Origin of the sequence: Pseudomonas fluorescens, from assembly GCF_004683905.1 — a bacterium.
In the GTDB taxonomy this organism is placed as follows: Bacteria; Pseudomonadota; Gammaproteobacteria; order Pseudomonadales; family Pseudomonadaceae; genus Aquipseudomonas; species Aquipseudomonas putida_A.
Window position 1 is genome coordinate 5,699,295 of sequence record NZ_CP038438.1, and the last position, 25,883, is coordinate 5,725,177.

Annotated in this window: 33 protein-coding genes; 20 read left to right on the forward strand and 13 right to left on the reverse strand. The window is 61.1% G+C overall.

Annotated elements, in window-relative coordinates; translation table 11 throughout:
* Positions 1 to 127 precede the first annotated feature (127 nt).
* From E4T63_RS26370 to pilG, 3 genes are read right to left on the reverse strand one after another with little or no spacing between them, the layout of a single operon-like run.
* On the reverse strand, positions 128 to 667 hold the full coding sequence (locus tag E4T63_RS26370) for a chemotaxis protein CheW (protein WP_007964098.1): 540 nt from the start codon (positions 665 to 667) through the stop codon (positions 128 to 130).
* A gap of 10 nt (positions 668 to 677) precedes the next feature.
* Positions 678 to 1,043, reverse strand: a complete 366-nt coding sequence (pilH, locus tag E4T63_RS26375) for a twitching motility response regulator PilH (RefSeq protein ID WP_025109154.1) — start codon at positions 1,041 to 1,043, stop codon at positions 678 to 680.
* Between the two features lie 59 nt (positions 1,044 to 1,102).
* Positions 1,103 to 1,507 (reverse strand): twitching motility response regulator PilG, encoded by a 405-nt coding sequence (pilG, locus tag E4T63_RS26380; RefSeq protein ID WP_003229093.1) that lies wholly within the window; start codon positions 1,505 to 1,507, stop codon positions 1,103 to 1,105.
* Positions 1,508 to 1,732: 225 nt separating this feature from the next.
* Between pilG and gshB the strand changes: the two genes are divergently transcribed.
* From gshB to E4T63_RS26415, 7 genes are all read left to right on the forward strand, one after another.
* Positions 1,733 to 2,704, forward strand: coding sequence for a glutathione synthase (gene gshB / locus E4T63_RS26385; RefSeq protein ID WP_095137531.1), 972 nt, complete (start codon positions 1,733 to 1,735; stop codon positions 2,702 to 2,704).
* A gap of 107 nt (positions 2,705 to 2,811) precedes the next feature.
* On the forward strand, positions 2,812 to 3,711 hold the full coding sequence (locus E4T63_RS26390; protein ID WP_007964106.1) for an energy transducer TonB: 900 nt from the start codon (positions 2,812 to 2,814) through the stop codon (positions 3,709 to 3,711).
* A 233-nt stretch (positions 3,712 to 3,944) separates the two neighbouring features.
* Positions 3,945 to 4,517, forward strand: coding sequence for a YqgE/AlgH family protein (locus E4T63_RS26395; protein ID WP_041063515.1), 573 nt, complete (start codon positions 3,945 to 3,947; stop codon positions 4,515 to 4,517).
* Positions 4,517 to 4,954 carry a Holliday junction resolvase RuvX gene (gene ruvX / locus E4T63_RS26400; RefSeq protein WP_003229101.1) on the forward strand — a complete coding sequence of 146 codons (438 nt, stop codon included), beginning with the start codon at positions 4,517 to 4,519 and terminating at the stop codon, positions 4,952 to 4,954. Before E4T63_RS26395 ends, ruvX begins: the two co-directional genes overlap by 1 nt.
* An 81-nt stretch (positions 4,955 to 5,035) precedes the next feature.
* Positions 5,036 to 5,542 (forward strand): bifunctional pyr operon transcriptional regulator/uracil phosphoribosyltransferase PyrR, encoded by a 507-nt coding sequence (gene pyrR, locus E4T63_RS26405; RefSeq protein WP_027610583.1) that lies wholly within the window; start codon positions 5,036 to 5,038, stop codon positions 5,540 to 5,542.
* 28 nt (positions 5,543 to 5,570) lie between these two features.
* Complete coding sequence (locus tag E4T63_RS26410) at positions 5,571 to 6,575, forward strand: aspartate carbamoyltransferase catalytic subunit (protein ID WP_003229107.1); 1,005 nt, start codon at positions 5,571 to 5,573, stop codon at positions 6,573 to 6,575.
* Complete coding sequence (locus E4T63_RS26415) at positions 6,572 to 7,843, forward strand: dihydroorotase (RefSeq protein WP_098966064.1); 1,272 nt, start codon at positions 6,572 to 6,574, stop codon at positions 7,841 to 7,843. Before E4T63_RS26410 ends, E4T63_RS26415 begins: the two co-directional genes overlap by 4 nt.
* A gap of 152 nt (positions 7,844 to 7,995) precedes the next feature.
* Here the strand turns inward: E4T63_RS26415 and E4T63_RS26420 are convergent, their stop codons facing one another.
* A complete protein-coding gene (locus tag E4T63_RS26420; protein ID WP_007964113.1) occupies positions 7,996 to 8,427 on the reverse strand; it encodes an NINE protein in 432 nt (143 codons plus the stop codon).
* A 248-nt stretch (positions 8,428 to 8,675) separates the two neighbouring features.
* Between E4T63_RS26420 and E4T63_RS26425 the strand changes: the two genes are divergently transcribed.
* Complete coding sequence (locus tag E4T63_RS26425; RefSeq protein WP_003229112.1) at positions 8,676 to 9,302, forward strand: C40 family peptidase; 627 nt, start codon at positions 8,676 to 8,678, stop codon at positions 9,300 to 9,302.
* Between the two features lie 132 nt (positions 9,303 to 9,434).
* Here the strand turns inward: E4T63_RS26425 and E4T63_RS26435 are convergent, their stop codons facing one another.
* Positions 9,435 to 10,469, reverse strand: a complete 1,035-nt coding sequence (locus E4T63_RS26435; RefSeq protein WP_003229114.1) for a type IV pilus twitching motility protein PilT — start codon at positions 10,467 to 10,469, stop codon at positions 9,435 to 9,437.
* Between the two features lie 56 nt (positions 10,470 to 10,525).
* Between E4T63_RS26435 and E4T63_RS26440 the strand changes: the two genes are divergently transcribed.
* The 11 genes from E4T63_RS26440 (at position 10,526) to E4T63_RS26490 (ending at position 18,246) form a co-directional block, all read left to right on the forward strand.
* Positions 10,526 to 11,212, forward strand: coding sequence for a YggS family pyridoxal phosphate-dependent enzyme (locus E4T63_RS26440; protein WP_098966066.1), 687 nt, complete (start codon positions 10,526 to 10,528; stop codon positions 11,210 to 11,212).
* 28 nt (positions 11,213 to 11,240) lie between these two features.
* Positions 11,241 to 12,059, forward strand: a complete 819-nt coding sequence (gene proC, locus E4T63_RS26445; protein ID WP_135296758.1) for a pyrroline-5-carboxylate reductase — start codon at positions 11,241 to 11,243, stop codon at positions 12,057 to 12,059.
* A gap of 10 nt (positions 12,060 to 12,069) precedes the next feature.
* Positions 12,070 to 12,660 (forward strand): YggT family protein, encoded by a 591-nt coding sequence (locus E4T63_RS26450; protein ID WP_041063533.1) that lies wholly within the window; start codon positions 12,070 to 12,072, stop codon positions 12,658 to 12,660.
* Positions 12,657 to 12,953 (forward strand): DUF167 domain-containing protein, encoded by a 297-nt coding sequence (locus E4T63_RS26455; RefSeq protein WP_135296759.1) that lies wholly within the window; start codon positions 12,657 to 12,659, stop codon positions 12,951 to 12,953. The genes E4T63_RS26450 and E4T63_RS26455 overlap by 4 nt, the downstream gene beginning before the upstream one ends.
* Before the next feature lie 228 nt (positions 12,954 to 13,181).
* Complete coding sequence (gene metX, locus E4T63_RS26460; protein ID WP_135296760.1) at positions 13,182 to 14,321, forward strand: homoserine O-succinyltransferase MetX; 1,140 nt, start codon at positions 13,182 to 13,184, stop codon at positions 14,319 to 14,321.
* A 7-nt stretch (positions 14,322 to 14,328) separates the two neighbouring features.
* The gene (gene metW / locus E4T63_RS26465; RefSeq protein WP_003229126.1) at positions 14,329 to 14,949 is read left to right on the forward strand and encodes a methionine biosynthesis protein MetW; all 621 of its coding nucleotides are present in this window, start codon (positions 14,329 to 14,331) and stop codon (positions 14,947 to 14,949) included.
* Between the two features lie 26 nt (positions 14,950 to 14,975).
* Positions 14,976 to 15,410, forward strand: coding sequence for a DUF4426 domain-containing protein (locus E4T63_RS26470; RefSeq protein WP_135296761.1), 435 nt, complete (start codon positions 14,976 to 14,978; stop codon positions 15,408 to 15,410).
* The gene (gene rdgB, locus E4T63_RS26475; protein ID WP_041063545.1) at positions 15,407 to 16,003 is read left to right on the forward strand and encodes an RdgB/HAM1 family non-canonical purine NTP pyrophosphatase; all 597 of its coding nucleotides are present in this window, start codon (positions 15,407 to 15,409) and stop codon (positions 16,001 to 16,003) included. The genes E4T63_RS26470 and rdgB overlap by 4 nt, the downstream gene beginning before the upstream one ends.
* Complete coding sequence (gene hemW, locus E4T63_RS26480) at positions 16,000 to 17,205, forward strand: radical SAM family heme chaperone HemW (protein ID WP_135296762.1); 1,206 nt, start codon at positions 16,000 to 16,002, stop codon at positions 17,203 to 17,205. The genes rdgB and hemW overlap by 4 nt, the downstream gene beginning before the upstream one ends.
* A 29-nt stretch (positions 17,206 to 17,234) precedes the next feature.
* Positions 17,235 to 17,558 (forward strand): DUF3392 domain-containing protein, encoded by a 324-nt coding sequence (locus tag E4T63_RS26485; RefSeq protein ID WP_003229134.1) that lies wholly within the window; start codon positions 17,235 to 17,237, stop codon positions 17,556 to 17,558.
* A gap of 139 nt (positions 17,559 to 17,697) precedes the next feature.
* Complete coding sequence (locus tag E4T63_RS26490; RefSeq protein ID WP_135296957.1) at positions 17,698 to 18,246, forward strand: RNA 2'-phosphotransferase; 549 nt, start codon at positions 17,698 to 17,700, stop codon at positions 18,244 to 18,246.
* A gap of 129 nt (positions 18,247 to 18,375) precedes the next feature.
* On the opposite strand, the gene trmB is transcribed toward E4T63_RS26490, so the two are convergent.
* From trmB to E4T63_RS26510, 4 genes are all read right to left on the reverse strand, one after another.
* Complete coding sequence (gene trmB / locus E4T63_RS26495; RefSeq protein WP_098966076.1) at positions 18,376 to 19,101, reverse strand: tRNA (guanosine(46)-N7)-methyltransferase TrmB; 726 nt, start codon at positions 19,099 to 19,101, stop codon at positions 18,376 to 18,378.
* Positions 19,102 to 19,110: 9 nt separating this feature from the next.
* Positions 19,111 to 19,905: a thiazole synthase gene (locus tag E4T63_RS26500; protein WP_007964131.1), complete on the reverse strand. Its 795-nt coding sequence runs from the start codon at positions 19,903 to 19,905 to the stop codon at positions 19,111 to 19,113.
* A gap of 59 nt (positions 19,906 to 19,964) precedes the next feature.
* Positions 19,965 to 20,165, reverse strand: coding sequence for a sulfur carrier protein ThiS (thiS, locus tag E4T63_RS26505; protein ID WP_167734067.1), 201 nt, complete (start codon positions 20,163 to 20,165; stop codon positions 19,965 to 19,967).
* Positions 20,166 to 20,245: 80 nt separating this feature from the next.
* Positions 20,246 to 20,617 (reverse strand): DUF423 domain-containing protein, encoded by a 372-nt coding sequence (locus E4T63_RS26510; protein WP_003229144.1) that lies wholly within the window; start codon positions 20,615 to 20,617, stop codon positions 20,246 to 20,248.
* 74 nt (positions 20,618 to 20,691) lie between these two features.
* Between E4T63_RS26510 and mtgA the strand changes: the two genes are divergently transcribed.
* Positions 20,692 to 21,414: a monofunctional biosynthetic peptidoglycan transglycosylase gene (gene mtgA, locus E4T63_RS26515; protein ID WP_135296763.1), complete on the forward strand. Its 723-nt coding sequence runs from the start codon at positions 20,692 to 20,694 to the stop codon at positions 21,412 to 21,414.
* A 199-nt stretch (positions 21,415 to 21,613) separates the two neighbouring features.
* Here mtgA and rpoH read toward each other — a convergent pair whose 3' ends face one another.
* The 4 genes from rpoH to ftsY all read right to left on the reverse strand — a co-directional run bounded on the left by rpoH (position 21,614) and on the right by ftsY (position 25,806).
* The gene (gene rpoH, locus E4T63_RS26520) at positions 21,614 to 22,468 is read right to left on the reverse strand and encodes an RNA polymerase sigma factor RpoH (RefSeq protein ID WP_003229146.1); all 855 of its coding nucleotides are present in this window, start codon (positions 22,466 to 22,468) and stop codon (positions 21,614 to 21,616) included.
* 115 nt (positions 22,469 to 22,583) lie between these two features.
* Positions 22,584 to 23,609, reverse strand: coding sequence for a permease-like cell division protein FtsX (gene ftsX / locus E4T63_RS26525; RefSeq protein WP_007964135.1), 1,026 nt, complete (start codon positions 23,607 to 23,609; stop codon positions 22,584 to 22,586).
* Entirely contained in the window at positions 23,606 to 24,277 is a 672-nt protein-coding gene (ftsE, locus tag E4T63_RS26530) for a cell division ATP-binding protein FtsE (protein ID WP_003229148.1), read from the reverse strand. Before ftsE ends, ftsX begins: the two co-directional genes overlap by 4 nt.
* Positions 24,274 to 25,806, reverse strand: a complete 1,533-nt coding sequence (gene ftsY, locus E4T63_RS26535) for a signal recognition particle-docking protein FtsY (RefSeq protein WP_135296764.1) — start codon at positions 25,804 to 25,806, stop codon at positions 24,274 to 24,276. Before ftsY ends, ftsE begins: the two co-directional genes overlap by 4 nt.
* Between the last annotated feature and the right edge of the window lie 77 nt (positions 25,807 to 25,883).

A 25,883-nucleotide genomic window follows, 5' to 3' on the forward strand; every position in this document is an offset into this window, starting at 1 on the left:
CGCAGCGGCCCCAATACTGAGTTGTATCTGGCACATCGCGAATGCAGGTTTTGGGTTGGCTTAGCCAACCATCGGGGATAAATCCCCTCGCCACAGACCCCCACCCCATAGATATCTGGTGCTTCGGCTATATCGCGACGCTCATGAACACCGGCGATTTGGCCAGCGCAAACAGGCTGAACACTCGCCAGTTCTGCTCACGCCGGAAATAGCCTTTGACGAACTCGGCCTTTGAGCCCTGGCGCTTGCTGATCGAGATCGGTTCGAAGCTGTCCTGCTCGAAGTGCTGCAAACCGAACACCTCATCCACCAGCAGCCCGGCGAACACGTCGTTGTGCTCCACCACCAATACCCTGCGCTGCTTGCGCAGCGGCGACAGCTCGTGACCGAAAAAGCCGCACAGGTCCATGATCGGCAGCAAGCGCCCACGCAGGTTAGCCACCCCTTTGACCCACGGCTTGACCCCGGGCAACTGAGTGCAGCGCGGTTCGTGCAGCACTTCGCTGACTTCGCCCATCGGCGTCACGTACCAATGCTCGCCGAGGCGAAAACCGATGCCGCTCCAGCGATCCTGACGGCCGGGCTGCGACGGCAGGTCCGCCGCCAGCAGACGGCAGCGCTGGTCGATCTGCCACAGCAGCTCGAACGCGGTCAGCGACTGGTTCATGGCCGCGCGATCAACCGGCCAGCACGTTGTTCAGGGTCTTGATCAGCATGTCTTCTTCGACCGGTTTGGTCAGGTAATCCTTCGCGCCCTGGCGCGTGCCCCAAACCTTATCGGTTTCCTGATCCTTGGTGGTGATGATGATCACCGGAATATGGCTGGTCTCGGCATCCTTGGTCAGTTGCCGGGTGGCCTGGAAGCCGTTGAGGCCGGGCATGACGATGTCCATCAGCACGGCGTCGGGTTTTTCCTGACGGGCCAGGGCCACGCCGTCGGCGCCGTTTTCGGCCTTGAGCACTTCATGGCCGTGCTTTTCCAGCATGCCGGTGAGTTTGTACATTTCAGTCGGCGAATCATCGACGATCAGGATACGTGCCATGGTCTTCCCCATTTTTCTTGTCGACTCCCGGCCCGCTGGCCGAGCGTCACTGTACGTGTCTACTGCGGCAAAACGGCGGCGAAGCCCGGAACATGGGCCTGAATCGCGTCAAGCAGCTCTTCCTTGCTGAAAGGCTTGGTCAAAAATTGATCAGAACCGACAATCCGCCCCTTGGCCTTGTCGAACAGCCCGTCACGCGACGACAGCATGATCACCGGCGTGGCCTTGAACGCACTGTTGTTCTTGATTAAAGCGCAGGTCTGATAACCATCCAGACGCGGCATCATGATGTCGACAAAAATGATCCCGGGGTGGTGGTCGGCGATCTTCGCCAAAGCGTCGAAGCCATCGATCGCCGTGATGACTTCGCAGCCCACATTTTTCAACAGCGTTTCGGCGGTGCGACGAATCGTTTTCGAGTCATCGATCACCATGACCTTCAAGGCGCTGGACTGCTGTTCCATAAGAGGGGTCTACCGTCGCCTTTGCGAATCAAATTGTCCGTTTTGCGATGAGTAATGGCTGGAAACCCTTGATGCTCAAGGGCCAGCACGCTATGCCAGCCTTTTTAGCACAGTCTCCAGATGCAATCTATCGACGGGTTTTTCCTTGACCGAAAACCCTGCCAGCGCCACTCTGGCGGCACTTTTTCAATACCGATCCGGTAGCCAATTTTCGAGGAAAACCCAATGAGCGTTCGCGTCGGGATTGTCATGGACCCTATCGCCAGCATTTCCTATAAAAAGGATAGCTCGCTGGCCATGCTGCTGGCCGCGCAGAAACGTGGCTGGGAACTGTTCTACATGGAGCAGCGCGACCTGTATCAGGCCGAAGGTCAGGCCCGGGCGCGCATGAAGCCGCTGAAAGTCTTCGCCAACCCGGAAAAATGGTTCGAACTGGACGCCGAGCAGGACAACCTGCTGAGCGATCTGGACGTGATCCTGATGCGCAAGGATCCGCCGTTCGACATGGAGTTCGTCTACTCCACCTACTTGCTGGAACAGGCCGAAACCGCTGGCGTGCTGGTGGTCAACAAGCCGCAGAGCCTGCGCGACTGCAACGAAAAACTGTTCGCCACGCTGTTCCCGCAGTGCACCCCGCCGACCATCGTCAGCCGCCGCGCCGATGTGCTGCGTGAATTCGCCGCCAAGCATGGCGACGTAATCCTCAAGCCGCTGGACGGCATGGGTGGCACTTCGATTTTCCGTCACCGCGCCGGCGACCCGAACCTGTCGGTGATTCTGGAAACCCTGACCGCCCTCGGCAATCAGCAGATCATGGGCCAGGCCTACCTGCCGGCAATCAAGGACGGCGACAAACGCATCCTGATGATCGACGGCGAGCCGGTGGATTACTGCCTGGCGCGAATTCCGGCTCAAGGCGAAACCCGTGGCAACCTCGCGGCCGGTGGTCGTGGTGAAGCGCGGCCGCTGACTGACAAGGATCGCTGGATTGCCGCGCAAGTCGGCCCGACTCTGCGCGAGAAAGGCCTGCTGTTCGTTGGCCTCGATGTGATCGGCGAAAACCTCACCGAAATCAACGTCACCAGCCCGACCTGCATCCGCGAGATCGACAATGCTTTCGGTACCGACATCGGCGGCATGCTGATGGATGCCATCGACAAGAAGCTGCAAGCCGCCGGCAAAAAGCCGCAAGCTTGACGTGTGTCACATGCAGCTTGTCGCTTGAAGCGTGAAGCCCAAGGCGCGAAACCAACATTGCGTTATCATGCGCAGCCTCTGAAAAACGCGATGTTGGTTTTCTTGTCATGACCCTCCCGTCCGATCTGCCCGCAGAACTCGCCCACCGTGGCGTGCGCCCGGCCGATCGCCTCGGATTTACCCTGTTTCTCGCGGCGCTGATTCATTTGGCGCTGCTGCTTGGCGTTGGCTTCACCATGGTCGAGCCCAAGCAGATCAGCAAAACCCTGGAAATCACCCTCGCCACCTTCAAGAGCGAAACCAAGCCGAAAAAGGCTGACTTCCTCGCTCAGGAAAACCAGGAAGGCAGCGGCACCCTCGACAAGAAGGCGATTCCCAAGACCACCGAGGTCGCGCCGTTCCAGGACAATCAGGTCAAGAAGGTCACCCCGCCCCCGGCCGCCAAACCGGAAGTACGCGAAGCGGCGCCCAAGGCTGCGGTGACCACCGTGGCGCCGAAACAGCAAAAGGCGCCGACCAAGAAAGAAGAAACCAAAACCGAGACCAAACCCGCGGTCAACGCGCCGACATTCGACAGCTCGCAGTTGTCCAGCGACATCGCCAGCCTCGAAGCGGAACTGGCCAACGAACAACAGTTGTACGCCAAGCGCCCGCGGATTCACCGCTTGAGCGCCGCCTCGACCATGCGCGACAAGGGCGCCTGGTACAAGGACGACTGGCGCAAGAAGGTCGAGCGCATCGGCAACCTCAATTACCCGGAAGAAGCGCGGCGCAAGCAGATTTACGGCAACCTGCGCCTGATGGTTTCGATCAACCGCGACGGCTCGCTGTATGAAGTGCTGGTGCTGGAATCCTCCGGCCAGCCGCTGCTGGATCAGGCGGCGCAGCGCATCGTCCGGCTGGCGGCACCGTTTGCACCGTTTACCGGCGATCTGTCGGATATCGACCGACTGGAAATCATCCGCACCTGGAAATTCGCCCGGGGCGACAAGCTTTCCAGCAACTGACCGCCGGCATACAGTTTTTTTGGTGAGGGGATTTATCCCCGATCGGCTGCGAAGCAGTCGCAAAACCAGCATGCGCGGTATGTCAGGCATATCACGTCAATGGATTCAGGGCCGCTTCGCGCCCCATCGGGGATAAATCCCCTCACCACAAAGGTTCAGCTTCAACAATGGATCTGCGTTGTTCTCTGATCGTCAGCTTGTCAGTTTGCCCCTACGACGCCACACTATCGCTCATGAAAAACGTCAGCCCCAGCTACCTCAAGCATCACTTCCTGATCGCCATGCCACACATGGCCGACCCGAACTTTGCCCACACCTTGACCTACATCGTCGAGCACACGGCCAATGGCGCCATGGGGCTGGTGGTCAATCGACCGCAAGAGCTGAATCTGGCTGACATTCTTGAACAACTGCGCCCGGACATCGACCCGCCAGCGCTGTGCCAGCATGTGCCGATCTTCATTGGTGGCCCGGTGCAGACCGATCGCGGTTTCGTCCTGCACCCGTCGGGCAAGACCTTTCAGGCCACCGTTGAGCTTGACGGGGATCTGGCGCTGTCCACCTCGCAGGACGTGCTGTTCGCCATCGCCGACGGCGTAGGCCCGGCGAAAAGCGTAATCACCCTTGGTTATGCCGGTTGGGAAGCCGGGCAACTGGAGGCCGAACTGGCCGACAACGCCTGGCTGACCTGCCCGTACGACGCCGACATCCTGTTCAACACCAGCAGCGAGCTGCGTCTGGAAGCGGCGGCACGGCATCTGGGGATCAACCTCAGCCTGCTGACCAGTCAGGCGGGGCACGCCTGATGGCCCTGCGCCTGATTCTCGGCTTCGATTACGGCACCAAACAGATCGGCGTTGCGGTCGGCCAGGTGATTACCGGCCAGGCCCGCGAGCTGTGCACCCTGAAAGCGCAGAACGGCGTGCCCGACTGGAATCAGGTCGAAGCGCTGTTCAAGGAATGGAAACCCGACGCCGTGGTGGTCGGCCTGCCGCTGAACATGGACGGTACGCCCAGCGAGATGTGCCTGCGCGCGGAGAAATTCGCCCGCCGTCTCAATGGCCGCTTCAATGTGCCCTTCTATACCCACGACGAACGCCTGACCACCTTTGAAGCCAAGGGTGAGCGACTGGTGCGCGGCGGGCAGAAAGGCAGTTACCGCGACAACCCGGTGGACGCCATCGCCGCCGCCCTGCTGTTGCAGGGCTGGCTCGATGAAAACACTGCATTGTTTGAATCCTGACAAGCGCTTCGGCGCTTTTCTTTTGGTTATAAACCCAGCCACGTCCGGCAGGACGCGGCTCGGAATCACGAAGGAGCATCCATGAGCCTGCCCAATCCCGCCGATCTGATCAGCCAGATGGCGACCCGCCTCAAGGCGCACCTTGCACAGCGTGATATCAGCGAACCGCGTTACATTGGCATCCGCACCGGCGGCATCTGGGTCGCGCAGGCCCTGCTCAAGGAATTGGCCAGCGACGCGCCGCTGGGCACGCTGGATGTTTCCTTCTACCGCGACGACTTCAGCCAGAACGGCCTGCACCCGCAAGTGCGCCCGTCGGCCCTGCCCTTCGAGATCGAAGGCCAGCACCTGGTGCTGATCGATGACGTATTGATGAGCGGCCGGACCATCCGCGCCGCCATGAACGAATTGTTCGACTACGGCCGCCCGGCCAGCGTGACCCTGGTCTGCCTGCTCGATCTGGACGCTGGCGAACTGCCGATCCGCCCGAACGTGGTGGGTGCGACCCTGTCGCTGGCCGCCAATGAGCGGGTCAAGCTGTCCGGCCCGGAGCCGCTGACGCTCGAACTGCAAGACCTGAATTCCTAACCCGCCCTTATTGAGAGTCCCCCTCGCGATGACGCCTCTAGATACCAAGCGCCCGCTGCAGCTCAATGATCAGGGCCAGCTGCGCCACTTCCTCTCGCTCGATGGCCTGCGCCGCGAGTTGCTGACGGAAATCCTCGACACTGCCGACTCGTTCCTCGAAGTCGGTGCCCGGGCGGTGAAGAAGGTCCCGTTGCTGCGCGGCAAGACCGTGTGCAACGTGTTCTTCGAAAACTCCACCCGCACCCGCACCACCTTCGAACTGGCGGCCCAGCGGCTGTCGGCGGACGTGATCACCCTGAACGTGTCGACCTCGTCGGCCAGCAAAGGTGAAACCCTGCTCGACACCCTGCGCAATCTCGAAGCGATGGCCGCCGACATGTTCGTGGTGCGCCACGGTGACTCCGGCGCCGCACACTTCATCGCCGAACACGTCTGCCCGCAGGTGGCAATCATCAACGGCGGCGACGGCCGTCACGCGCACCCGACCCAAGGCATGCTCGACATGCTCACCATCCGTCGGCACAAGGGCGGTTTCGAAAACCTCTCGGTGGCGATCGTCGGCGACATCCTGCACTCGCGGGTGGCGCGCTCGAACATGCTCGCGCTGAAGACCCTCGGCTGCCCGGACATCCGCGTGATCGCGCCGAAGACCCTGCTGCCGATCGGCATCGAGCAGTACGGCGTCAAGGTCTACACCGACATGAACGAAGGCCTGAAGGACGTCGACGTGGTGATCATGCTGCGCCTGCAGCGTGAGCGCATGACCGGCGGCCTGCTACCGAGCGAAGGCGAGTTCTACCGCCTGTTCGGCCTGACCACCGCGCGTCTGGCCGGGGCCAAACCCGATTGCATCGTCATGCACCCAGGGCCGATCAACCGTGGGGTAGAGATCGAGTCGGCGGTGGCCGACGGCCCGCATTCGGTGATCCTCAATCAAGTCACCTACGGCATCGCCATCCGCATGGCCGTGCTGTCGATGGCCATGAGCGGGCAAACAGCGCAACGTCAATTCGAGCAGGAGAACGCCCAGTGAAGCTCAGCATTCTCGGCGCCCGCGTCATCGATCCAAGCAGCGGCCTGGATCAAATCACCGACATCCACGTTGAAGCCTGCAAGATCGTCGCCCTCGGCGCCGCACCGGCCGGTTTCACCGCTGTGGAAACCATCGACGCCAGCGGTCTGGTTGCAGCACCGGGCCTGGTCGACCTTAACGTGGCTCTGCGCGAGCCGGGCTACAGCCGCAAAGGCAGCATCGCCAGCGAAACCCGCGCAGCGGCGGCCGGCGGCGTGACCAGTCTGTGCTGCCCGCCGAAGACCAAACCGGTGCTCGACACCTCGGCCGTGGCCGAACTGATCCTCGACCGCGCCCGTGAGGCCGGCAACACCAAAGTGTTCCCGATTGGCGCACTGAGCAAAGGCCTGGACGGCGAGCAACTGGCCGAACTGGTGGCGCTGCGCGACGCCGGTTGTGTGGCGTTCGGCAACGGTCTGGAGAGTTTCCGCAACACCCGCACCCTGTGCCGGGCGCTGGAATACGCGGCGACCTTCGACCTGACAGTGATTTTCAATTCGCAGGATCACGATCTGGCGGATGGCGGTCTGGCCCATGAAGGCGCGGTCGCCAGTTTCCTCGGCCTGCCGGGGATTCCGGAAACCGCGGAAACCGTGGCTCTGGCTCGCGATCTGCTGCTGGTCGAGCAGACCGGCGTGCGCGCGCACTTCAGCCAACTGACCAGCGCGCGCGGCGTGGCCCTGATCGCTCAGGCGCAGGCCCGTGGTTTGAAGGTGACGGCGGATGTCGCGCTGTATCAGTTGATCCTCACCGATGAAGCGCTGATCGACTTCAGCAGCCTGTATCACGTGCAACCGCCGCTGCGCACCCGCGCCGACCGCGACGGCCTGCGTGAAGCGGTGAAGTCCGGGGTGATTTCGGCGATCTCCAGCCATCACCAGCCGCACGAACGCGACGCCAAACTGGCACCGTTCGGCGCGACCGAGCCGGGCATCAGCAGTGTGGAGTTGCTGCTGCCGCTGGCGATGACGCTGGTTGAGGATGGTTTGCTGGATCTGCCGACCCTGCTGGCGCGCCTGAGTGCCGGGCCTGCGGATGCACTGCGTCTGCCGGCGGGCAAACTGGCGGTGGGCGGTGCGGCGGATATCGTACTGTTCGATCCGAAGGCGTCCACCGTGGCCGGTGAAGGCTGGCTGTCGAAGGGCGAGAACTGCCCGTTCCTTGGGCACACCCTGCCGGGTGTGGTTCGCTACACCTTGGTGGATGGGCGGATCAGTCACCAGGCGTAACCGGCTGCTGAGGGACATTGTGGCGAGGGGATTTATCCCCGATGGGCTGCGCAGCAGCCCTCAATCTACAACCGCGGTGATTCAGTTCCTCCGCGGTTGAATGTTTTAGGGCCGCTACGCGCCCCATCGGGGATAAATCCCCTCGCCACAGGTTACTGAAAGGCGCCGCGATTCTGCGCGTTACGCACCGAGACCTGATCATTCAGTGTCCAGAAGTCATACAGCACACCAATAAAGAACAACCCGCCGGTCAGCAGATACAGCAACCCGCTGATCCACTTGCCCTGGTACATCCGGTGCACGCCGAAAACGCCCAGGAACGTCAGCAGAATCCACGCCACGTTATATTCGATCGGCCCTGCGGTGAAGCGCAGATCCGCCTCGCGATCCATTGCCGGGATCAGGAACACGTCGATCAGCCAGCCAATGCCCAGCAGACCGAAGGTGAAGAACCAGATCGTCCCGGTCACCGGCTTGCCGTAATAGAAGCGGTGAGCGCCGGTGAAACCAAAAATCCACAGCAGATAACCGATGATTTTGCTGTGCGTATCCTGCGGTGCAGCAACCTGCTGATAGCGGTTCATGAAGACCTCGATTCACTCGATAGATAAATTTTCTTTAATTCTTTGTGACTTTTTTACATGTAGCCGACGTACGGCAAATGTTACCGTGTCGTCCGTCAAAGCCTTATAGCACCGGACTTCTGTCCGACAATTGCGTCCGTTTGCCGCTTGTTTGGTTCCGTTGCCCTCCGATGGAATCGACCAACGGCCTCGGAAGGGACAAAAAAGCTGTTATAAAGTTGCGCGCTAACACATAAGAGCCACGCCTAATGCGACCATTTTTCAAGACATGGCTAACTATTTGCCTATTAATGCCACTGGCCGCCCACGCCACCAATCGTGAGCAACGTCTTCCCAACGTTAACGGTTTCACCCCTAAATCCCATGCTTCGGCTCCTTCGAGCAAGAGCAGCAAACAAACGAAACACACCACGCTCGCCAGCAAGAATCACGGCAAGCTGGTTCCACCGATGGCCAACAAGGAAAGCAGCAACGTCCTGAGCCGTGCGGTGAACGTCCTCGGTACTCCCTACCGTTGGGGCGGCAGCAGCCCAAGTAAAGGGTTCGATTGCAGTGGTCTGGTGAAATATGCGTTCAACGACGCCACATTCGACCTGCCACGCACCTCCAACGCGATGGCCAGCGGGCATGGCGAGAAAGTCGAACGCAAGGATCTGAAGCCGGGCGACCTGATTTTCTTCAACATCAAGAGCCGTCGGGTCAACCACGTTGCCATCTACCTGGGCAACGACCGCTTCATCCACGCCCCGCGCCGTGGCAAAGCGGTGAGCATCGATACGCTGAACAAGCCGTACTGGGAACAGCATTACGTGGTTGCCAAGCGTGTGCTGCCGAAAGAACCGGCTGGCAAACAGATGCGCGTGGTTCAGCGCTGAGTCGACTGATCCGGAATCTGCTCAAGCAGTACTGACCCCTTCGCGAGCAAGCCCGCTCCCACATTGGAATGCATTCGAATGTGGGAGCGGGCTTGCTCGCGAAGAGGCCAGTGAAAGCAACACAAGCCTCTCTTAAAAATTATCCGGCGTACGCGCCTTTTCCCGCGCATGCTCGCGGCTGATCAAGCCCTTGGTCACCAGCTCCTTCAGGCACATGTCGAGTGTCTGCATCCCCAACGACCCGCCGGTCTGAATCGCCGAATACATTTGCGCCACCTTGTCCTCGCGGATCAGGTTCCGGATCGCCGATGTTCCCAGCATGATCTCGTGGGCTGCCACCCGCCCGCCGCCGATCTTCTTGATCAGCGTCTGCGACACCACCGCCAGCAATGACTCGGACAGCATCGAACGCACCATGGACTTCTCGTCGCCCGGGAACACATCGACAACACGGTCGATGGTCTTGGCGGCCGACGTCGTGTGCAGCGTGCCGAACACCAGATGCCCGGTTTCAGCGGCAGTCAGTGCGAGGCGAATGGTTTCCAGGTCGCGCATCTCGCCAACCAGAATCACGTCCGGGTCTTCGCGCAGTGCCGAGCGCAGCGCCGTGGCAAAGCTGCGGGTATCGCGATGGACTTCGCGCTGATTGATCAGGCACTTGCGCGATTCGTGGACGAATTCGATCGGGTCTTCGATGGTGAGGATATGGTGATGGCGATGGGTATTGAGGTAATCGATCATCGCCGCCAGCGTGGTGGATTTGCCGGACCCGGTCGGCCCGGTCACCAGCACCAGCCCGCGCGGCGCATCGGTGATCTTGCGAAAGACATCGCCCATGCCGAGGTCTTCCATGCTCAGCACTTTCGAGGGAATGGTGCGGAACACCGCGCCGGCGCCCCGGTTCTGGTTGAACGCGTTGACCCGAAAGCGCGCCACGCCGGGGACTTCGAACGAGAAATCCGTTTCGAGGTGTTTCTCGAAGTCGACCCGCTGGGTGTCGTTCATGATGTCGTAGATCAATTCGTGCACTTGCTTGTGATCCAGCGCCGGCAGATTGATCCGCCGCACATCGCCATCGACGCGGATCATCGGCGGCAGACCGGCCGACAGGTGCAGGTCGGAAGCGCCCTGTTTGGCGCTGAACGCCAGCAGTTCAGTGATATCCATAGCGTCCCTCAATTCCAGTAGAATGCCGCGAACCTTCAGACCGCCGGCGCCTCTTGATGTCCACGATAGCAGACAACATTCTTCAGGTTAGTTCGCGTATCCAGGCAGCGGCCAAAGCTGCAAACCGCGATGAACACAGCATCCAGTTGCTGGCCGTGAGCAAGACCAAACCGGCGCAGGCCCTGCGTGAAGCCTACGCCGCCGGCCTGCGTGACTTCGGCGAGAACTATCTGCAGGAAGCCTTGGGCAAACAGCTCGAACTGGCCGACCTGCCCTTGATCTGGCACTTCATCGGCCCCATTCAATCGAACAAGACTCGCGCCATTGCCGAGCATTTCGACTGGGTGCACTCCGTGGATCGCCTGAAAATCGCCCAACGCCTGTCCGAGCAGCGCCCGGCCGAGCTACCGCCGCTGAACATCTGCATTCAGGTCAACGTCAGTGGTGAGGCGAGCAAGTCCGGCTGCACCCCGGCCGACCTGCCGGCGCTGGCCGAGGCCATCAGCGCCCTGCCCCGATTGAAACTGCGCGGGCTGATGGCGATTCCCGAGCCGACCGAAGATCGCGCCGAACAAGACGCCGCTTTTGCTGCCGTGCAACGTTTGCAGGCCAGCCTGAATCTGCCGCTCGACACACTTTCCATGGGCATGAGCCACGACCTCGAGTCGGCCATCGTTCAAGGCGCCACTTGGGTGCGGATCGGTACCGCCCTGTTTGGCGCCAGAGATTACGGTCAGCAATGACCGACAGCCATCTGAAAAAGGACCTGACATGAGCAACACACGCATTGCCTTTATCGGTGCCGGCAACATGGCCGCCAGCCTGATCGGCGGCCTGCGGGCCAAGGGTCTGCAAGCCAGCCAGATTCGCGCCAGCGATCCGGGCGAAGAGACCCGAACGCGCGTCAGCGCCGAACACGGCATCGAAACCTTCGCCGACAACGCCCAGGCCATCGACGGTGTCGACGTGATCGTGCTGGCGGTCAAGCCACAGGCGATGAAAGCCGTGTGCGAAGCCATCCGTCCAAGCCTGAAACCGCAGCAACTGGTGGTGTCGATCGCAGCCGGCATCACCTGCGCGAGCATGACTGCTTGGCTCGGCGAGCAGCCGATCGTGCGCTGCATGCCGAACACCCCGGCGCTGCTGCGTCAGGGCGTCAGCGGTTTGTACGCCACCAGCGAAGTGACTGCCGAACAGCGTCAGCAGGCTGAAGAGCTGCTGTCCGCCGTGGGCATTGCGCTGTGGCTGGACGAAGAGCAGCAACTCGATGCCGTGACCGCCGTCTCCGGTTCCGGCCCGGCGTACTTCTTCCTGCTGATCGAAGCGATGACCGCTGCTGGCGTCAAACTCGGCCTGCCAAAGGAAATCGCCGAGCAACTGACCCTGCAAACGGCGCTGGGCGCCTCGCACATGGCGGTATCCAGCGATGTCGACGCTGCCGAGCTGCGCCGCCGCGTGACGTCGCCAAATGGCACCACAGAGGCCGCGATCAAATCATTCCAGGCTAATGGCTTCGAAGCCCTGGTGGAAAAAGCACTCGGCGCCGCCGCGCACCGCTCGGCCGAAATGGCCGAACAACTGGGCAAATAAGGAGCCTTACATGATTGGATTGAACACCGCAGCGGTTTACGTGCTGCAAACCCTCGGCAGCCTGTACCTGCTGATCGTGCTGTTGCGCTTCGTCCTGCAACTGGTGCGCGCGAACTTCTACAACCCGCTGTGCCAGTTCGTGGTCAAGGCCACCCAGCCGCTGCTCAAGCCGCTGCGCCGGATCATCCCGAGCCTGTTCGGCCTGGATATGTCATCGCTGGTGCTGGCAATTCTGGTGCAACTGGCCTTGATGGCCCTGACCCTGCTGCTGACCTACGGCACCACCGGTAACCCGCTGCAGCTGTTCATCTGGTCGATCATCGGCGTGACCGCGCTGTTCCTGAAGATCTTCTTCTTCGCCCTGATCATCAGCGTGATCCTGTCGTGGGTCGCCCCAGGCAGCCACAACCCGGGCGCTGAACTGGTCAACCAGATCTGCGAGCCGGCGCTGGCACCGTTCCGCAAGATTCTGCCGAACCTCGGCGGTCTGGACCTGTCGCCGATCTTCGCCTTCCTCGCGCTGAAGCTGATCGACATGCTGGTGATCAACAATCTGGCGGCGATGACGATGATGCCGGAAATCCTGCGCCTGCTGATGTGAGCTGGTTTCGCTGGGACGGGGACGATTTGATCCTCGAATGTCATCTGCAACCGGCAGCCCGCAGCGATGATTTCGCCGGGCTGCACGGTGACCGCCTGAAGATCCGCCTCACCGCGCCGCCGGTCGAGGGCAAGGCCAATGCGTATCTGATGGGCTTTCTGGCCAAGGCGTTTGGGGTGTCCAAGAGTCAGGTCAGTTTGCTCAGTGGCGAGTTGAACCGGCAGAAACGGGTGAAGATCTGTGCGCCGAAGAAGCTGCCGGAGTTGCCAGGGTTGTTTGGGCGCTTGTCTTGAGTTTTGCGGCGTCTGTACCCCTCACCCCAGCCCTCTCCCCCTGGAGAGGGAGCCGATCCAGGGTGTTTTCAGAAACTGAGTTCAGCCCGGATAGATCAGGTCGGTGTAGCTCAAAAGAACACCTCGGTCGGTCCCCTCTACCTCTGGGAGAGGGCTAGGGTGAGGGCCGCTTGCCGCTAACCCCCCCGGTCTTTAGACTTACGCCTCATTTCAACGAGAGCAGGGTCGATGCCAGCTGCCTTTCCCCCCGATTCTGTTGGTCTGGTGACGCCGCAAACGGCGCACTTCAGTGAACCTCTGGCTCTGGCCTGTGGCCGTTCGCTGCCTGCCTACGACCTGATCTACGAAACCTACGGCACGCTGAACGCGCAAGCGAGCAACGCCGTGCTGATCTGCCACGCCTTGTCTGGTCATCATCACGCTGCCGGCTATCACAGCCCCGACGACCGCAAGCCCGGTTGGTGGGACAGTTGCATCGGCCCCGGCAAACCGATCGACACCAACAAGTTCTTCGTGGTCAGCCTGAACAATCTGGGCGGCTGCAACGGCTCCACCGGCCCGAGCAGTATCAACCCGGAGACCGGCAAGCCGTTCGGAGCCGATTTCCCGGTGCTCACCGTCGAAGACTGGGTGCACAGTCAGGCGCGTCTGGCCGATCGGCTCGCCATCCGCCAGTTCGCCGCCGTGATCGGCGGCAGCCTCGGCGGCATGCAGGCCTTGCAGTGGACCATCACTTACCCGGATCGCGTGCGCCACTGCCTGGCCATCGCCTCGGCGCCCAAGCTGTCGGCGCAGAACATCGCCTTCAACGAAGTGGCGCGCCAGGCGATCCTTACCGACCCGGAATTCCACGGCGGTTCGTTCCAGGAACAAGGGGTGATCCCCAAGCGCGGGCTGATGCTGGCGCGGATGGTCGGGCACATCACCTACCTGTCCGACGACTCGATGGGCGAGAAATTCGGCCGCGGCCTGAAGAGCGAAAAGCTCAACTACGACTTCCACAGTGTCGAGTTCCAGGTCGAAAGCTACCTGCGCTATCAGGGTGAAGAATTCTCCGGGCGTTTCGATGCCAACACTTACCTATTGATGACAAAGGCACTGGACTACTTCGATCCGGCGGCGAACTTCGACGATAACCTGGCGAAAACTTTCGAAAACGCCACCGCCAAGTTCTGCGTGATGTCGTTCACCACCGACTGGCGCTTCTCCCCGGCTCGCTCGCGAGAACTGGTGGACGCACTGATGGCAGCACGCAAAGACGTCAGCTACCTGGAAATCGACGCGCCACAGGGCCACGACGCCTTCCTGATTCCGATCCCGCGCTATCTGCAGGCGTTCGGCAATTACATGAACCGAATTACGGTGTGAACAAGCCATGAGAGCTGATCTGGAAATCATCCAGGAATGGATCCCCGCCGGCAGCCGCGTGCTCGACCTCGGTTGCGGCGACGGCGAACTGCTGACCTGGCTGCGCGACAACAAGAACGTCACCGGTTATGGCCTGGAAAACGACGCCGACAACATCGCCGAGTGCGTGGCCAAGGGCATCAACGTCATCGAGCAGGACCTGGACAAGGGGCTGGGCAACTTCGCCAGCAACAGTTTCGACATCGTCGTCATGACCCAGGCCCTGCAAGCCGTGCACTACCCGGACAAGATCCTCGACGAGATGCTGCGGGTCGGTCGTCAGTGCATCATCACCTTCCCCAACTTCGGCCACTGGCGCTGCCGCTGGTATCTGGCAAGCAAGGGCCGGATGCCGGTCTCCGAGTTTCTGCCGTACACCTGGTACAACACGCCGAACATTCACTTCTGCACCTTCGAAGATTTTGAAGAACTTTGTCGCGAACGTGATGCGAAGGTCATTGATCGGCTTGCCGTGGATCAACAGCACCGTCACGGGTGGGCCAGTAAGCTATGGCCTAATCTGTTAGGTGAGATTGGTATCTACCGCGTCAGCAGCCCGGTGCTTGCAGATCATCGGGTCGCGGTCTGAACCACGACATTTCGAGGAGAACGATCATGGGTCGCTTGATTACTGTGCTATTGGCCGCCTGCCTGAGTCTGTCGGCGGTGGCCGCCGATGCCATCAAGGGCGAACGCAAGGAAGTGTTCGGCGACGTTACCGTGCACTACAACACTTTCAACTCGACCTTCCTGACACCCGACATCGCCAAAGCAGCCGAGCTGATCCGCAGCAAGAACCAGGGCGTGATCAATGTCTCGGTGATCAAGGACGGCAAACCGCTGATCGCCAACGTCACCGGCACGGTCAAAGACCTGACCAGCCAGAGCGTGCCGCTGAACTTCCGCCAGGTCACCGAACAGGGCGCGATCTACTACATCGCCCAGTACCCGGTGGAGCAGCAGGAAACCCGCACCTTTGAAATCAAGGTGCAGAACGGTAACAAGATCAACACCATCAACTTCAACCAAGAACTCTTTCCCGGCGAATGATGAACCTCACGCAACTCGTACTGGCCAGCCATAACGCCGGCAAACTCAAGGAACTCCAGGCCATGCTCGGCGATTCGGTGCAACTGCGCTCGATCGGCGAATGGAGCAAGGTCGAACCGGAAGAAACCGGTCTGTCGTTCGTCGAGAACGCGATCCTCAAGGCGCGCAATGCCGCGCGCATCTCCGGGCTGCCGGCACTGGCTGATGACTCGGGTCTGGCGGTGGATTTCCTTGGCGGCGCGCCGGGCATCTACTCGGCGCGCTATGCCGACGGCAAGGGTGATGCGGCGAACAACGCCAAACTGCTCGACGCGCTTAAAGACGTGCCGCAAGCCGAGCGCGGTGCGCAGTTCGTCTGCGTGCTGGCACTGGTGCGGCATGCCGATGATCCGCTGCCGATCCTCTGCGAAGGCCTGTGGCACGGGCGCATCCTGACCGCCGCCAGCGGCGAGCACGGGTTCGGCTACGACCCGCTGTTCTGGGTGCCGGAGCGTGACGTGTCCAGCGCCGAACTGAGCCCGGCCGACAAAAACCAGATCAGCCACCGCGCCCGTGCAATGGATCTGCTGCGCCAGCGTCTGGGTTTGAAATGACCGACAACCCCTCCGCGTCGTCGCTAATCATCGGCGGCGCCGCCTCTTCGCCTCGGGCGCCGCTGCCGACGCTGCCGCCTCTGGCGCTATACATCCACATTCCGTGGTGTGTGCGCAAATGCCCGTATTGCGACTTCAACTCGCACACCGCCAGCCCGGTGCTGCCGGAACAGGAATACGTCGACGCGTTGCTGGCCGATCTCGATCAGGACCTGCACGCGGTGTATGGCCGGGAGATCAGCTCGATCTTCTTCGGTGGCGGTACGCCGAGTCTGTTCAGCGCCGAAGCGCTCGGGCGATTGCTAAAAGGCGTCGAGCAGCGCATCCCGTTTGCGCACGACATCGAGATCACCCTGGAAGCCAATCCCGGCACCTTCGAGCAAGAGAAGTTCGTCGCGTATCGCAAGCTGGGGATCAATCGCCTGTCGATCGGCATCCAGAGCTTCCAGCAGCAGAAACTCGAAGCCCTCGGCCGTATCCACAACGGCGACGAAGCGGTGCGCGCGGCAGGTATGGCGCGTCAGGCCGGGTTCGATAACTTCAACCTCGACTTGATGCACGGCCTGCCCGATCAGTCGCTGGACGATGCCTTGAGCGACCTGCGTCAGGCCATCGAACTGAAACCGACGCACATCTCCTGGTATCAGCTGACACTGGAGCCGAACACGGTGTTCTGGAACCAGCCGCCGGTGCTGCCGGAAGACGATACGCTGTGGGACATTCAGGAGGCCGGACAAGCGCTGCTGGCCGCGCACGGTTACGCGCAATACGAAGTCTCGGCCTATGCCCAGCCCGGGCGGCCGGCGCGGCACAACCTCAATTACTGGAGTTTCGGCGACTTCATCGGCATCGGCGCCGGCGCCCACGGCAAGCTCAGCCATCCGGACGGGCGCATCGTGCGCACCTGGAAGACACGCCTGCCAAAGGACTATCTCAACCCAGCCAAGAGTTTCCAGGCCGGCGAGAAAGCCCTGAGCAATGACGAGATGCCGTTCGAGTTCCTGATGAACGCCCTGCGCCTGACTGCCGGGGTGGAATCACGCCTGTATCCCGAACGCACCGGCCTGCCGCTGGAAAGCCTCGCAGAAGGCCGGGCAGCGGCAGAACAAAGTGGCCTGTTGCAGGTCGAACCGTCACGTCTGGCGGCCACCGAGCGCGGACAACTGTTTCTCAACGACTTGCTGCAGAAATTTCTGAGCTGAGCCCTAACGGCCGCCCCAAGGAAAACCGCATGGATTTGATACTTGATCTGCTCGCCACCGTGTCCCGCTGGAGCCGCAGCAACCTCTCGGAAATCGCCCTGGCGCTGGTGGGCTGCCTGCTGGTGCTGTTCGGCGCCGACTTCAAAGGCTGGGTCGAACAACGCCTGGGTAGCATCGCCGGCGCCTTGCGCGTACCGCTGATGGCCCTGCTGTGCGTAATCGGCAGCGGCGCCGCGCTGATCTACGCCACGCCGTGGGTGGTCAAGGGCCTGAGCCAGTTCAACAACTACAGCCTGGCGCCGGTGCTGCTGGTGGTGCTGGTGCTTATCGGCGTAGTCGCTGACCGCCGCTGATTTTCAGCCATCACCAAAAACAACTGTGGGAGCGGGCTTGCTCGCGAAGGCGTCGTATCAGTCAACATCAACGTTGAATGATTCACCGCTTTCGCGAGCAAGCCCGCTCCCACAGTTGATCGCAATGACAGGGAAGTTCATGAGCAAAAAAATTTTGGACGAGACAAGCAAATTTCTCAGCTTCGTATTGCGCCACGAACCTCAGGCGATCGGTCTGACGCTGGACTCTGAAGGCTGGGCAAATATCGAAGAACTGATCAACGGTGCTGCGCGTGACGGTCGCAAACTGGATCGCGAACTGATTGAAGCGGTCGTGACAAGTAGCGACAAGAAGCGCTTCTCGATTTCCGAGGACGGCCAACTGATTCGTGCGGTTCAGGGCCACTCAACGAAAAGCGTGGATCTGCAGTTCGAGCAGAAACCGCCACCGCAAACGCTGTATCACGGCACAGCAACGCGCTTTCTTGATTCAATCAAAGAACAGGGTCTGATCCCGGGATCACGCCATCACGTGCACCTTTCCCAAGACATCGGCACCGCTTCGACCGTCGGGAAGCGCTATGGCACCGTGGTGATTCTGCAAGTCGCCGCACGGCAGATGGAAGAACAGGGCTTCAAGTTCTTTCAGGCCGAAAACGGCGTCTGGCTGACAGAACAGGTGCCGGCGCGCTTCATCTCTACCCTGTAATTTCTCGAACACCCAAAACAACTGTGGGAACGAGCTTGCTCGCGAAGGCGTAGTGTCAGTCAACTCAGCGTTGAATGATCCATCGCATTCGCGAGCAAGCTCGCTCCCACCGTTTTTATTGCATGTTGCTTAAGCGATTTTCTCGAACTTCAGATCCCACACGCCATGCCCAAGACGTTCGCCGCGGCGTTCGAACTTGGTGATCGGGCGCTCGGCCGGGCGCGGTACGCATTTGCCGTCTTCGGCGAGGTTGCGGTAGCCCGGGGCGACGTTCATCACTTCCAGCATGTACTCGGCGTACGGTTCCCAGTCGGTGGCCATGTGCAGGATGCCGCCGACCTTCAGCTTGCTGCGCACCAGTTCGGCGAAGGACGCCTGAACGATGCGACGCTTGTGGTGACGGCTCTTGTGCCACGGGTCAGGGAAGAACAGCATCAGGCGATCGAGGCTGTTGTCGGCGATGCAGCGGTTGAGCACTTCGATCGCGTCGCAATCGTAGACCCGCAGGTTGGTCAGGCCCTGAGTCAGCACGCCATTGAGCAGCGCGCCAACACCCGGACGGTGCACTTCCACACCGATAAAGTCCTGATCCGGTGCCGCCGCGGCCATTTCCAGCAGCGAGTGGCCCATGCCGAAACCGATCTCCAGCGAGCGCGGTGCCGAACGGCCGAACACCTGATCGTAATCCACCGGCGCGTCGGCCAGCGGCAGCACGTACAGCGGCGCGCCCTGGTCCAGACCCCGTTGCTGGCCTTCGGTCATGCGCCCGGCGCGCATCACGAAGCTCTTGATGCGGCGGTGTTGGCGCTCGTCGCCCTCTTCCGTCTGGAGAGGCGTGTCGTTCGATTCAGTCATCAATGGCTCTTACTTGATCAGACCATCCAGCGGCGAAGAGGCGCTGGCATAGAGTTTTTTCGGCATGCGGCCGGCGAGGTAGGCCAAGCGGCCTGCGACGATCGCGTGTTGCATGGCTTGGGCCATCATCACCGGTTGCTGAGCATGGGCGATGGCCGAGTTCATCAGCACCGCGTCACAGCCCAGTTCCATGGCGATGGTGGCGTCGGAGGCGGTACCGACACCAGCATCCACCAGCACCGGAATCTTGGCTTCTTCGAGGATGATCTGCAGGTTGTACGGGTTGCAGATCCCCAGTCCGGAACCGATCAGACCGGCCAGCGGCATGACCGCGATGCAGCCGATTTCCGCCAGTTGGCGAGCGATGATCGGGTCATCACTGGTGTAAACCATCACGTCGAAGCCTTCCTTGACCAGCGTTTCGGCGGCCTTGAGGGTTTCGATCACGTTGGGGAACAGGGTTTTCTGGTCGGCCAGCACTTCCAGCTTCACCAGGTTGTGACCATCGAGCAGCTCACGGGCCAGGCGGCAGGTGCGCACGGCCTCGATAGCGTCGTAGCAACCGGCGGTGTTCGGGAGGAAGGTGTAGCGATCGGGCGACAGCACTTCGAGCAGGTTCGGCTCGCCTTCGATCTGGCCGAGGTTGGTACGGCGCACGGCGAAGGTGACGATCTCGGCACCCGAGGCTTCGATGGCCTGACGGGTTTCTTCCATGTCGCGGTACTTGCCGGTACCGACCAGCAAACGCGACTGGTAAGTACGACCGGCCAGAACAAAAGGCTTGTCGCTGCGAACGATGCTCATGGGGAATCCTCTTTAGGGGTGAGGGTCTTGCAGAATTCTGTGCCCTTGCGGGCCGGCGATCAGCCGCCGCCGATGGCGTGCACCACTTCGACGTTGTCGCCGTCGTTCAGGATGGTGTCGGCATGCTGGCTGCGCGGGACGATATCCAGATTGAGTTCGACTGCCACCCGGCGACCGGTCAGGTCCATACGGGCAATCAGGGCCGCAACGGTTTCACCGTCGGGCAGTTCAAGGGATTCGCCGTTCAACTGAATGCGCATGCGCCTGGCCGCCATCATTTTTAGGGGGTGGCATTCTAGCCCGATCATGACCTAAAGGTCAGCACCAAGCGTCAAGCGGTTTACTGCAGGCGCCAGGCGGCAAGTCCAAGACACAGCCAGCCAACCAGAAACGCCAGACCGCCGAACGGAGTGATGATGCCGAGCTTGCTGATGCCGGTGGTGGTCAGCACATACAGACTGCCCGAGAACAACAGGATGCCGACGGCGAACGAGATACCAGCCCAGGTCACCAGCCGCCCCTGAATCTGCGTGGCCAGCAGCGCCACGCCGAACAGTGCCAGGGTGTGCACCAGTTGATAGGTCACGCCGGTGTGGAAAATCGCCAGATACTCGGGGGTCAGGCGGCTCTTCAGGCCATGCGCGGCGAAGGCGCCCAGGCCCACACCGGTAAAACCAAAGAAAGCGGCCAGCATCAGAAAGCCACGCAGCATGTGGAACTCCAGTCAGACTCGTTCGGCAGGGTCTGTATAATGGCCCGCTCTATCGGTTCGGCCAAGCCATCTCTATGCTGCGTTCACTTTTGCGTCGTCTCACGAAGGCCCTGCTCTGGTTCGCGGGCGGCAGTGTATTGCTGGTGTTGCTGTTTCGCTTCGTGCCACCGCCGGGCACGGCGCTGATGGTCGAGCGCAAGATCGAATCCTGGGTCGACGGCGAGCCGATTGACCTGCAGCGCACCTGGAAACCGTGGGACGAGATCTCCGACGATCTCAAGGTCGCGGTCATGGCCGGCGAAGACCAGAAGTTTCCCGAGCACTGGGGTTTTGACTTCGGCGCGATTCAGGCTGCGCTGGCCCACAACGAACTCGGCGGTTCGATTCGCGGTGCCAGCACCTTGAGCCAACAAGTGTCGAAGAACCTGTTTCTGTGGTCGGGGCGCAGCTATCTGCGCAAAGGCCTGGAAGCCTGGTTTACCGGACTGATCGAGGTGTTGTGGCCCAAGCAGCGGATTCTTGAGGTGTACCTGAACAGCGTCGAGTGGGATGACGGGGTGTTTGGTGCCGAAGCCGCAGCACGTCATCACTTTGGTGTGAGCGCCAAGTCACTGTCGCGGCAGCAGGCGAGTTATCTGGCGGCGGTGCTGCCTAACCCGCGCGTGTGGAGCGCCAGCCATCCGACGGCTTATGTATCGCGCCGGGCCGGGTGGATTCGCCAGCAGATGAGTCAGTTGGGCGGGACCAGCTATCTGCTAGGGCTTGATGATTCGCGTCGGGCGCCTTGGGCCGAATAACCACATTCAATCATTCAGACACCATCAATCACTGTGGGAGCGGGCTTGCTCGCGAAGGCGGTGGGTCAGCCAGCATTGTCGGTGACTGACACGACGCCTTCGCGAGCAAGCCCGCTCCCACAGGGATTTGTGTTGAAACAGAAATAAAAACGCCCCGATCATCGCTGATCGGGGCGTTTTTTGTTTGCCGAGGCACCGGTTATGCGGCGATCGACAATTTGAGCTTGTTCATCGCGCTCTTCTCGAGCTGACGGATCCGCTCGGCCGATACGTTGTACTTCTGCGCCAGGTCGTGCAGCGTGGCTTTCTCTTCTGCCAGCCAGCGCTGGTAGAGGATGTCGCGGCTACGTTCGTCCAGCACTTCCAGCGCTTCGTGCAGGTTGTGGTTGGAGTTGTCGCTCCAGTCGGCATCTTCCAGTTGACGCGCCGGGTCGTACCGGTGGTCTTCCAGGTAGTTGGCCGGCGACTGGAAAGCGCTGTCGTCGTCAGCTTCTGCAGCCGGGTCGAAGGCCATGTCATGGCCAGTCAGGCGACTTTCCATCTCGCGCACTTCACGTGGTTCGACGCCAAGGCTTTCCGCCACACGGTGGACTTCCTCATTATTCAGCCACGCCAGACGTTTCTTCTGGCTGCGCAGGTTGAAGAACAGCTTGCGCTGGGCCTTGGTGGTCGCGACCTTCACAATGCGCCAGTTGCGCAGGATGAACTCGTGAATTTCCGCCTTGATCCAGTGCACGGCGAACGACACCAGACGCACACCCATTTCCGGGTTGAAGCGTTTTACCGCCTTCATCAGACCGACGTTGCCTTCCTGGATCAGGTCAGCCTGAGCCAGACCGTAGCCGGAATAGCTACGGGCAATGTGTACGACAAATCGCAGGTGGGCGAGCACCATCTGCCGAGCCGCCCCCAAATCCTGCTCATAGTAGAGACTCTCGGCCAGTTCACGCTCCTGCTCCGGCGTCAGCAATGGAATGCTGTTGACGGTGTGCACATAGGCTTCCAGGTTCGCACCCGGAACCAACGCGTACGCAGGTTGCAAAGAATTGGTCATGCGAAAAAACCTCCCACTTACATACTCGTGCCTCTCGGCACTGCGAAAAATTGACCGGGAATTCAAGTACAAGTTCCCAAAAAAACCGCAAGGTCAATCACGCGCAAAAAAGATTCTACTTCGGCGCCAGCTCCCTGAGATGACGTGCGACTGCAATCCATGCACCGATATAACCCAACAGCACCGCGCCAAGCAAGAGCGACAGACCGTCGGCAACTGGCACTCCGGCCAGCGCGAAATCACTGCCGTACAAGCCGGCCAGTCCAACCACCGCGTCGTTCAGCCAGTTCAGGCCGAACGCCAGCACACCCCAGGACAGAACCCCCGCACCGAAGCCATACAACGCGCCCATATAAAGGAAGGGGCGACGTACATAGCTGTCAGTGCCGCCGACGAGTTTAATCACTTCTATCTCTGTGCGGCGGTTTTCAATATGAAGACGAATGGTATTGCCTATCACCAAAAGTAATGCAGACACCAAAAGCACCGTCAGACCGAAGACAAAACGGTCACCGAGCTTGAGGATGGCGGCCAGACGCTCGACCCAGACTAGATCAAGTTGCGCCTGTTGTACCTTCGGCAGCTCGGAAAGTTTTTGTCTTAATGCTTCCAGAGTCGGCTTGTCGACCTCGTTCGGGGTCACCAGCACCACGCCCGGCAGCGGGTTCTCCGGCAGCTCGCGCAGGGCTTCGCCCAGACCGGACTGCTGCTGAAACTCTTCCAGCGCCTGATCACGACCGACATATTCGGCATCAGCGACGCCGGGCATGCCTTTGATCTGCTCGCGCAACGATTCACCCTGCGCGGGCGTGGCATCCAGCTGCAGGTACAGCGAAATCTGCGCCGCACGCTGCCACGAACCGCCGAGACGCTCGACGTTGTTGATCAGCAGTGACAAGCCCATCGGCAGGCTCAGCGCCACAGCCATCACCATGCAGGTGAAGAAGCTGCCGATCGGCTGCTTGCCGAGGCGACGCAGGCTGTCGAGCAGGCTGGCGCGGTGACTTTCGATCCACGAACGCAACAGCGTGGAAAAGTCCGGACCGTCGTCATCGTCGTGTTTTTTCTTCTTTGGCGGTTGCGGGTCGGCGGCTTTCGGGGCCACGCGCTCGGAAACCTTCGGACTGCGTGTCGCACTCATACGCCGGCCTCCCCGTCGCCGATCAATCGGCCGCGTTGCAGGGTCAGCATGCGGTGCCGCATACGCGCAATCAGGGCCAGGTCGTGACTGGCGATCAGCACGCTTGTGCCCAGTCGGTTGATGTCTTCGAACACGCCCATGATCTCGGCCGCCAGACGCGGGTCGAGGTTACCGGTCGGTTCGTCCGCCAGCAGCAGGGCTGGACGGTGGACGATGGCGCGGGCGATGCCGACGCGCTGTTGCTGACCGGTGGACAGGTCGCCCGGGTACAGATCGGTTTTATCCGACAGCGCCACGCGCTCCAGCGCCGAATCCACGCGCTTGGCGATTTCGGCCTTGGACAAGCCGAGAATCTGCAGCGGCAGCGCGACGTTGTTGAACACCGTGCGATCGAACAGCAACTGGTGATTCTGGAACACCACGCCGATCTGCCGACGCAGGAACGGAATCTGCGCGTTGCTGATGGTGCTCAGGTCCTGCCCGGCCAGCAGCAGTTTGCCGCTGGTCGGACGCTCCATCGCCAGCAACAGGCGCAACAGCGTGGACTTACCGGCACCGGAGTGACCGGTGACAAACAGAAACTCGCCACGACGGACTCGAAAGCTCAGCTCATGCAAGCCGACGTGACCGTTCGGGTAGCGTTTACCGACCTGTTCGAAACGAATCATGAACGCTCCCGCTCGGCAAACAGTGCCTGGACAAAGGGTTCGGCTTCAAAGGTACGCAGATCGTCGATGCCTTCACCGACACCGATGTAGCGGATCGGCAGACCAAACTGCTTGGCCAGGGCGAAAATCACCCCGCCCTTGGCGGTACCGTCGAGCTTGGTCAGCGCCAGGCCGGTCAGTTCGACGGTCTGGTTGAATTGCTTGGCCTGGTTGATCGCGTTCTGACCGGTGCCGGCATCAAGTACCAGCAGCACTTCGTGCGGTGCGTCGGCGTCGAGCTTGCCGATCACCCGGCGAACTTTCTTCAGCTCTTCCATCAGGTTGTCTTTGGTGTGCAGACGACCGGCGGTGTCGGCGATCAACACGTCGATGCCACGGGCCTTGGCGGCCTGCACGGCGTCGAAGATCACCGAAGCAGAGTCGGCACCGGTGTGCTGGGCAATCACCGGGATCTTGTTGCGCTCGCCCCAGACCTGCAGCTGCTCAACGGCAGCGGCGCGGAAGGTGTCACCGGCGGCGAGCATGACTTTCTTGCCTTCCAGTTGCAGCTTCTTCGCCAGCTTGCCAATGGTGGTGGTCTTGCCGGCGCCATTGACGCCGACCACCAGAATCACGAACGGCTTGTTCTGCGAGGCAATTTTCAGCGGCTGCTCGACCGGCTTGAGCATCGCCGCCAGCTCGGCCTGCAACGACTTGTACAGCGCGTCGGCGTCAGCCAACTCTTTGCGTGCAACCTTCTGAGTCAGGCGCTGGATGATCTGCGTGGTGGCTTCGACACCGACGTCGGCGGTCAGCAGACGGGTTTCCAGCTCATCGAGCAAATCGTCATCAATGGTTTTACGGCCGAGAAACAGGCTGGCCATGCCCTCGCCGATGCTGGCGCTGGTTTTCGACAGGCCTTGCTTGAGGCGGGCGAAGAAGCCGACTTTGGTTTCTTCGCTGCGCGGGGCTTCCACTGGCGTTTCAGCAACCACTTCTACCGGCACCACCGGAGCAGCGACGACAGGTGCAGGTGCAGGTGCAGGTGCAGGTGCAGGTGCAGGCTCGGGCTGCTGAGCGACCGGCGCAACAGGGGCGACGACCACCGGGGTCACTGGCTCGGGAACAGCCGGCGCAGGCTCGACAACCGGCTCAACCACTGGCGCCGGAGCGACTTCAGGGACGAACGCGGCAGGTGCAGGAATCGGCGGCGTCACATGCGGCGCGGCCTCTTCGACCAAGGCCACCGGTTCTTCCGCCACCGGCAAGGTCAGCCACGGCTCGGCCGCCGGAGTCAGTGGCAGCTCGGCCGCCACCGGGGTTTCAGATTCTGGCTCGGGTTCGACCGGTTGCAGCACCGGCTCGGCAATCGGCAGCACGATCGGCGCCGGCTCTTCTTCTATAGCAGGCGCTGGCGTCGGAGCCGGTTCAGGAATCGCGGGCGGCTGTTCGACGACGGGTTCCTGCGGTTTCTTACGCAGCCATCCGAACAGGCTTTTCTTCTCGCCAGCCGCAGCTGGGGTCTTCTTGTCGTCGTTGGAACCAAACATGGAGGACGGCTATCTCACGGTAGCGACGCGCCATAAGGGCGCCCCGGCAAATAAATATTCGATGCAGAACAGACTGT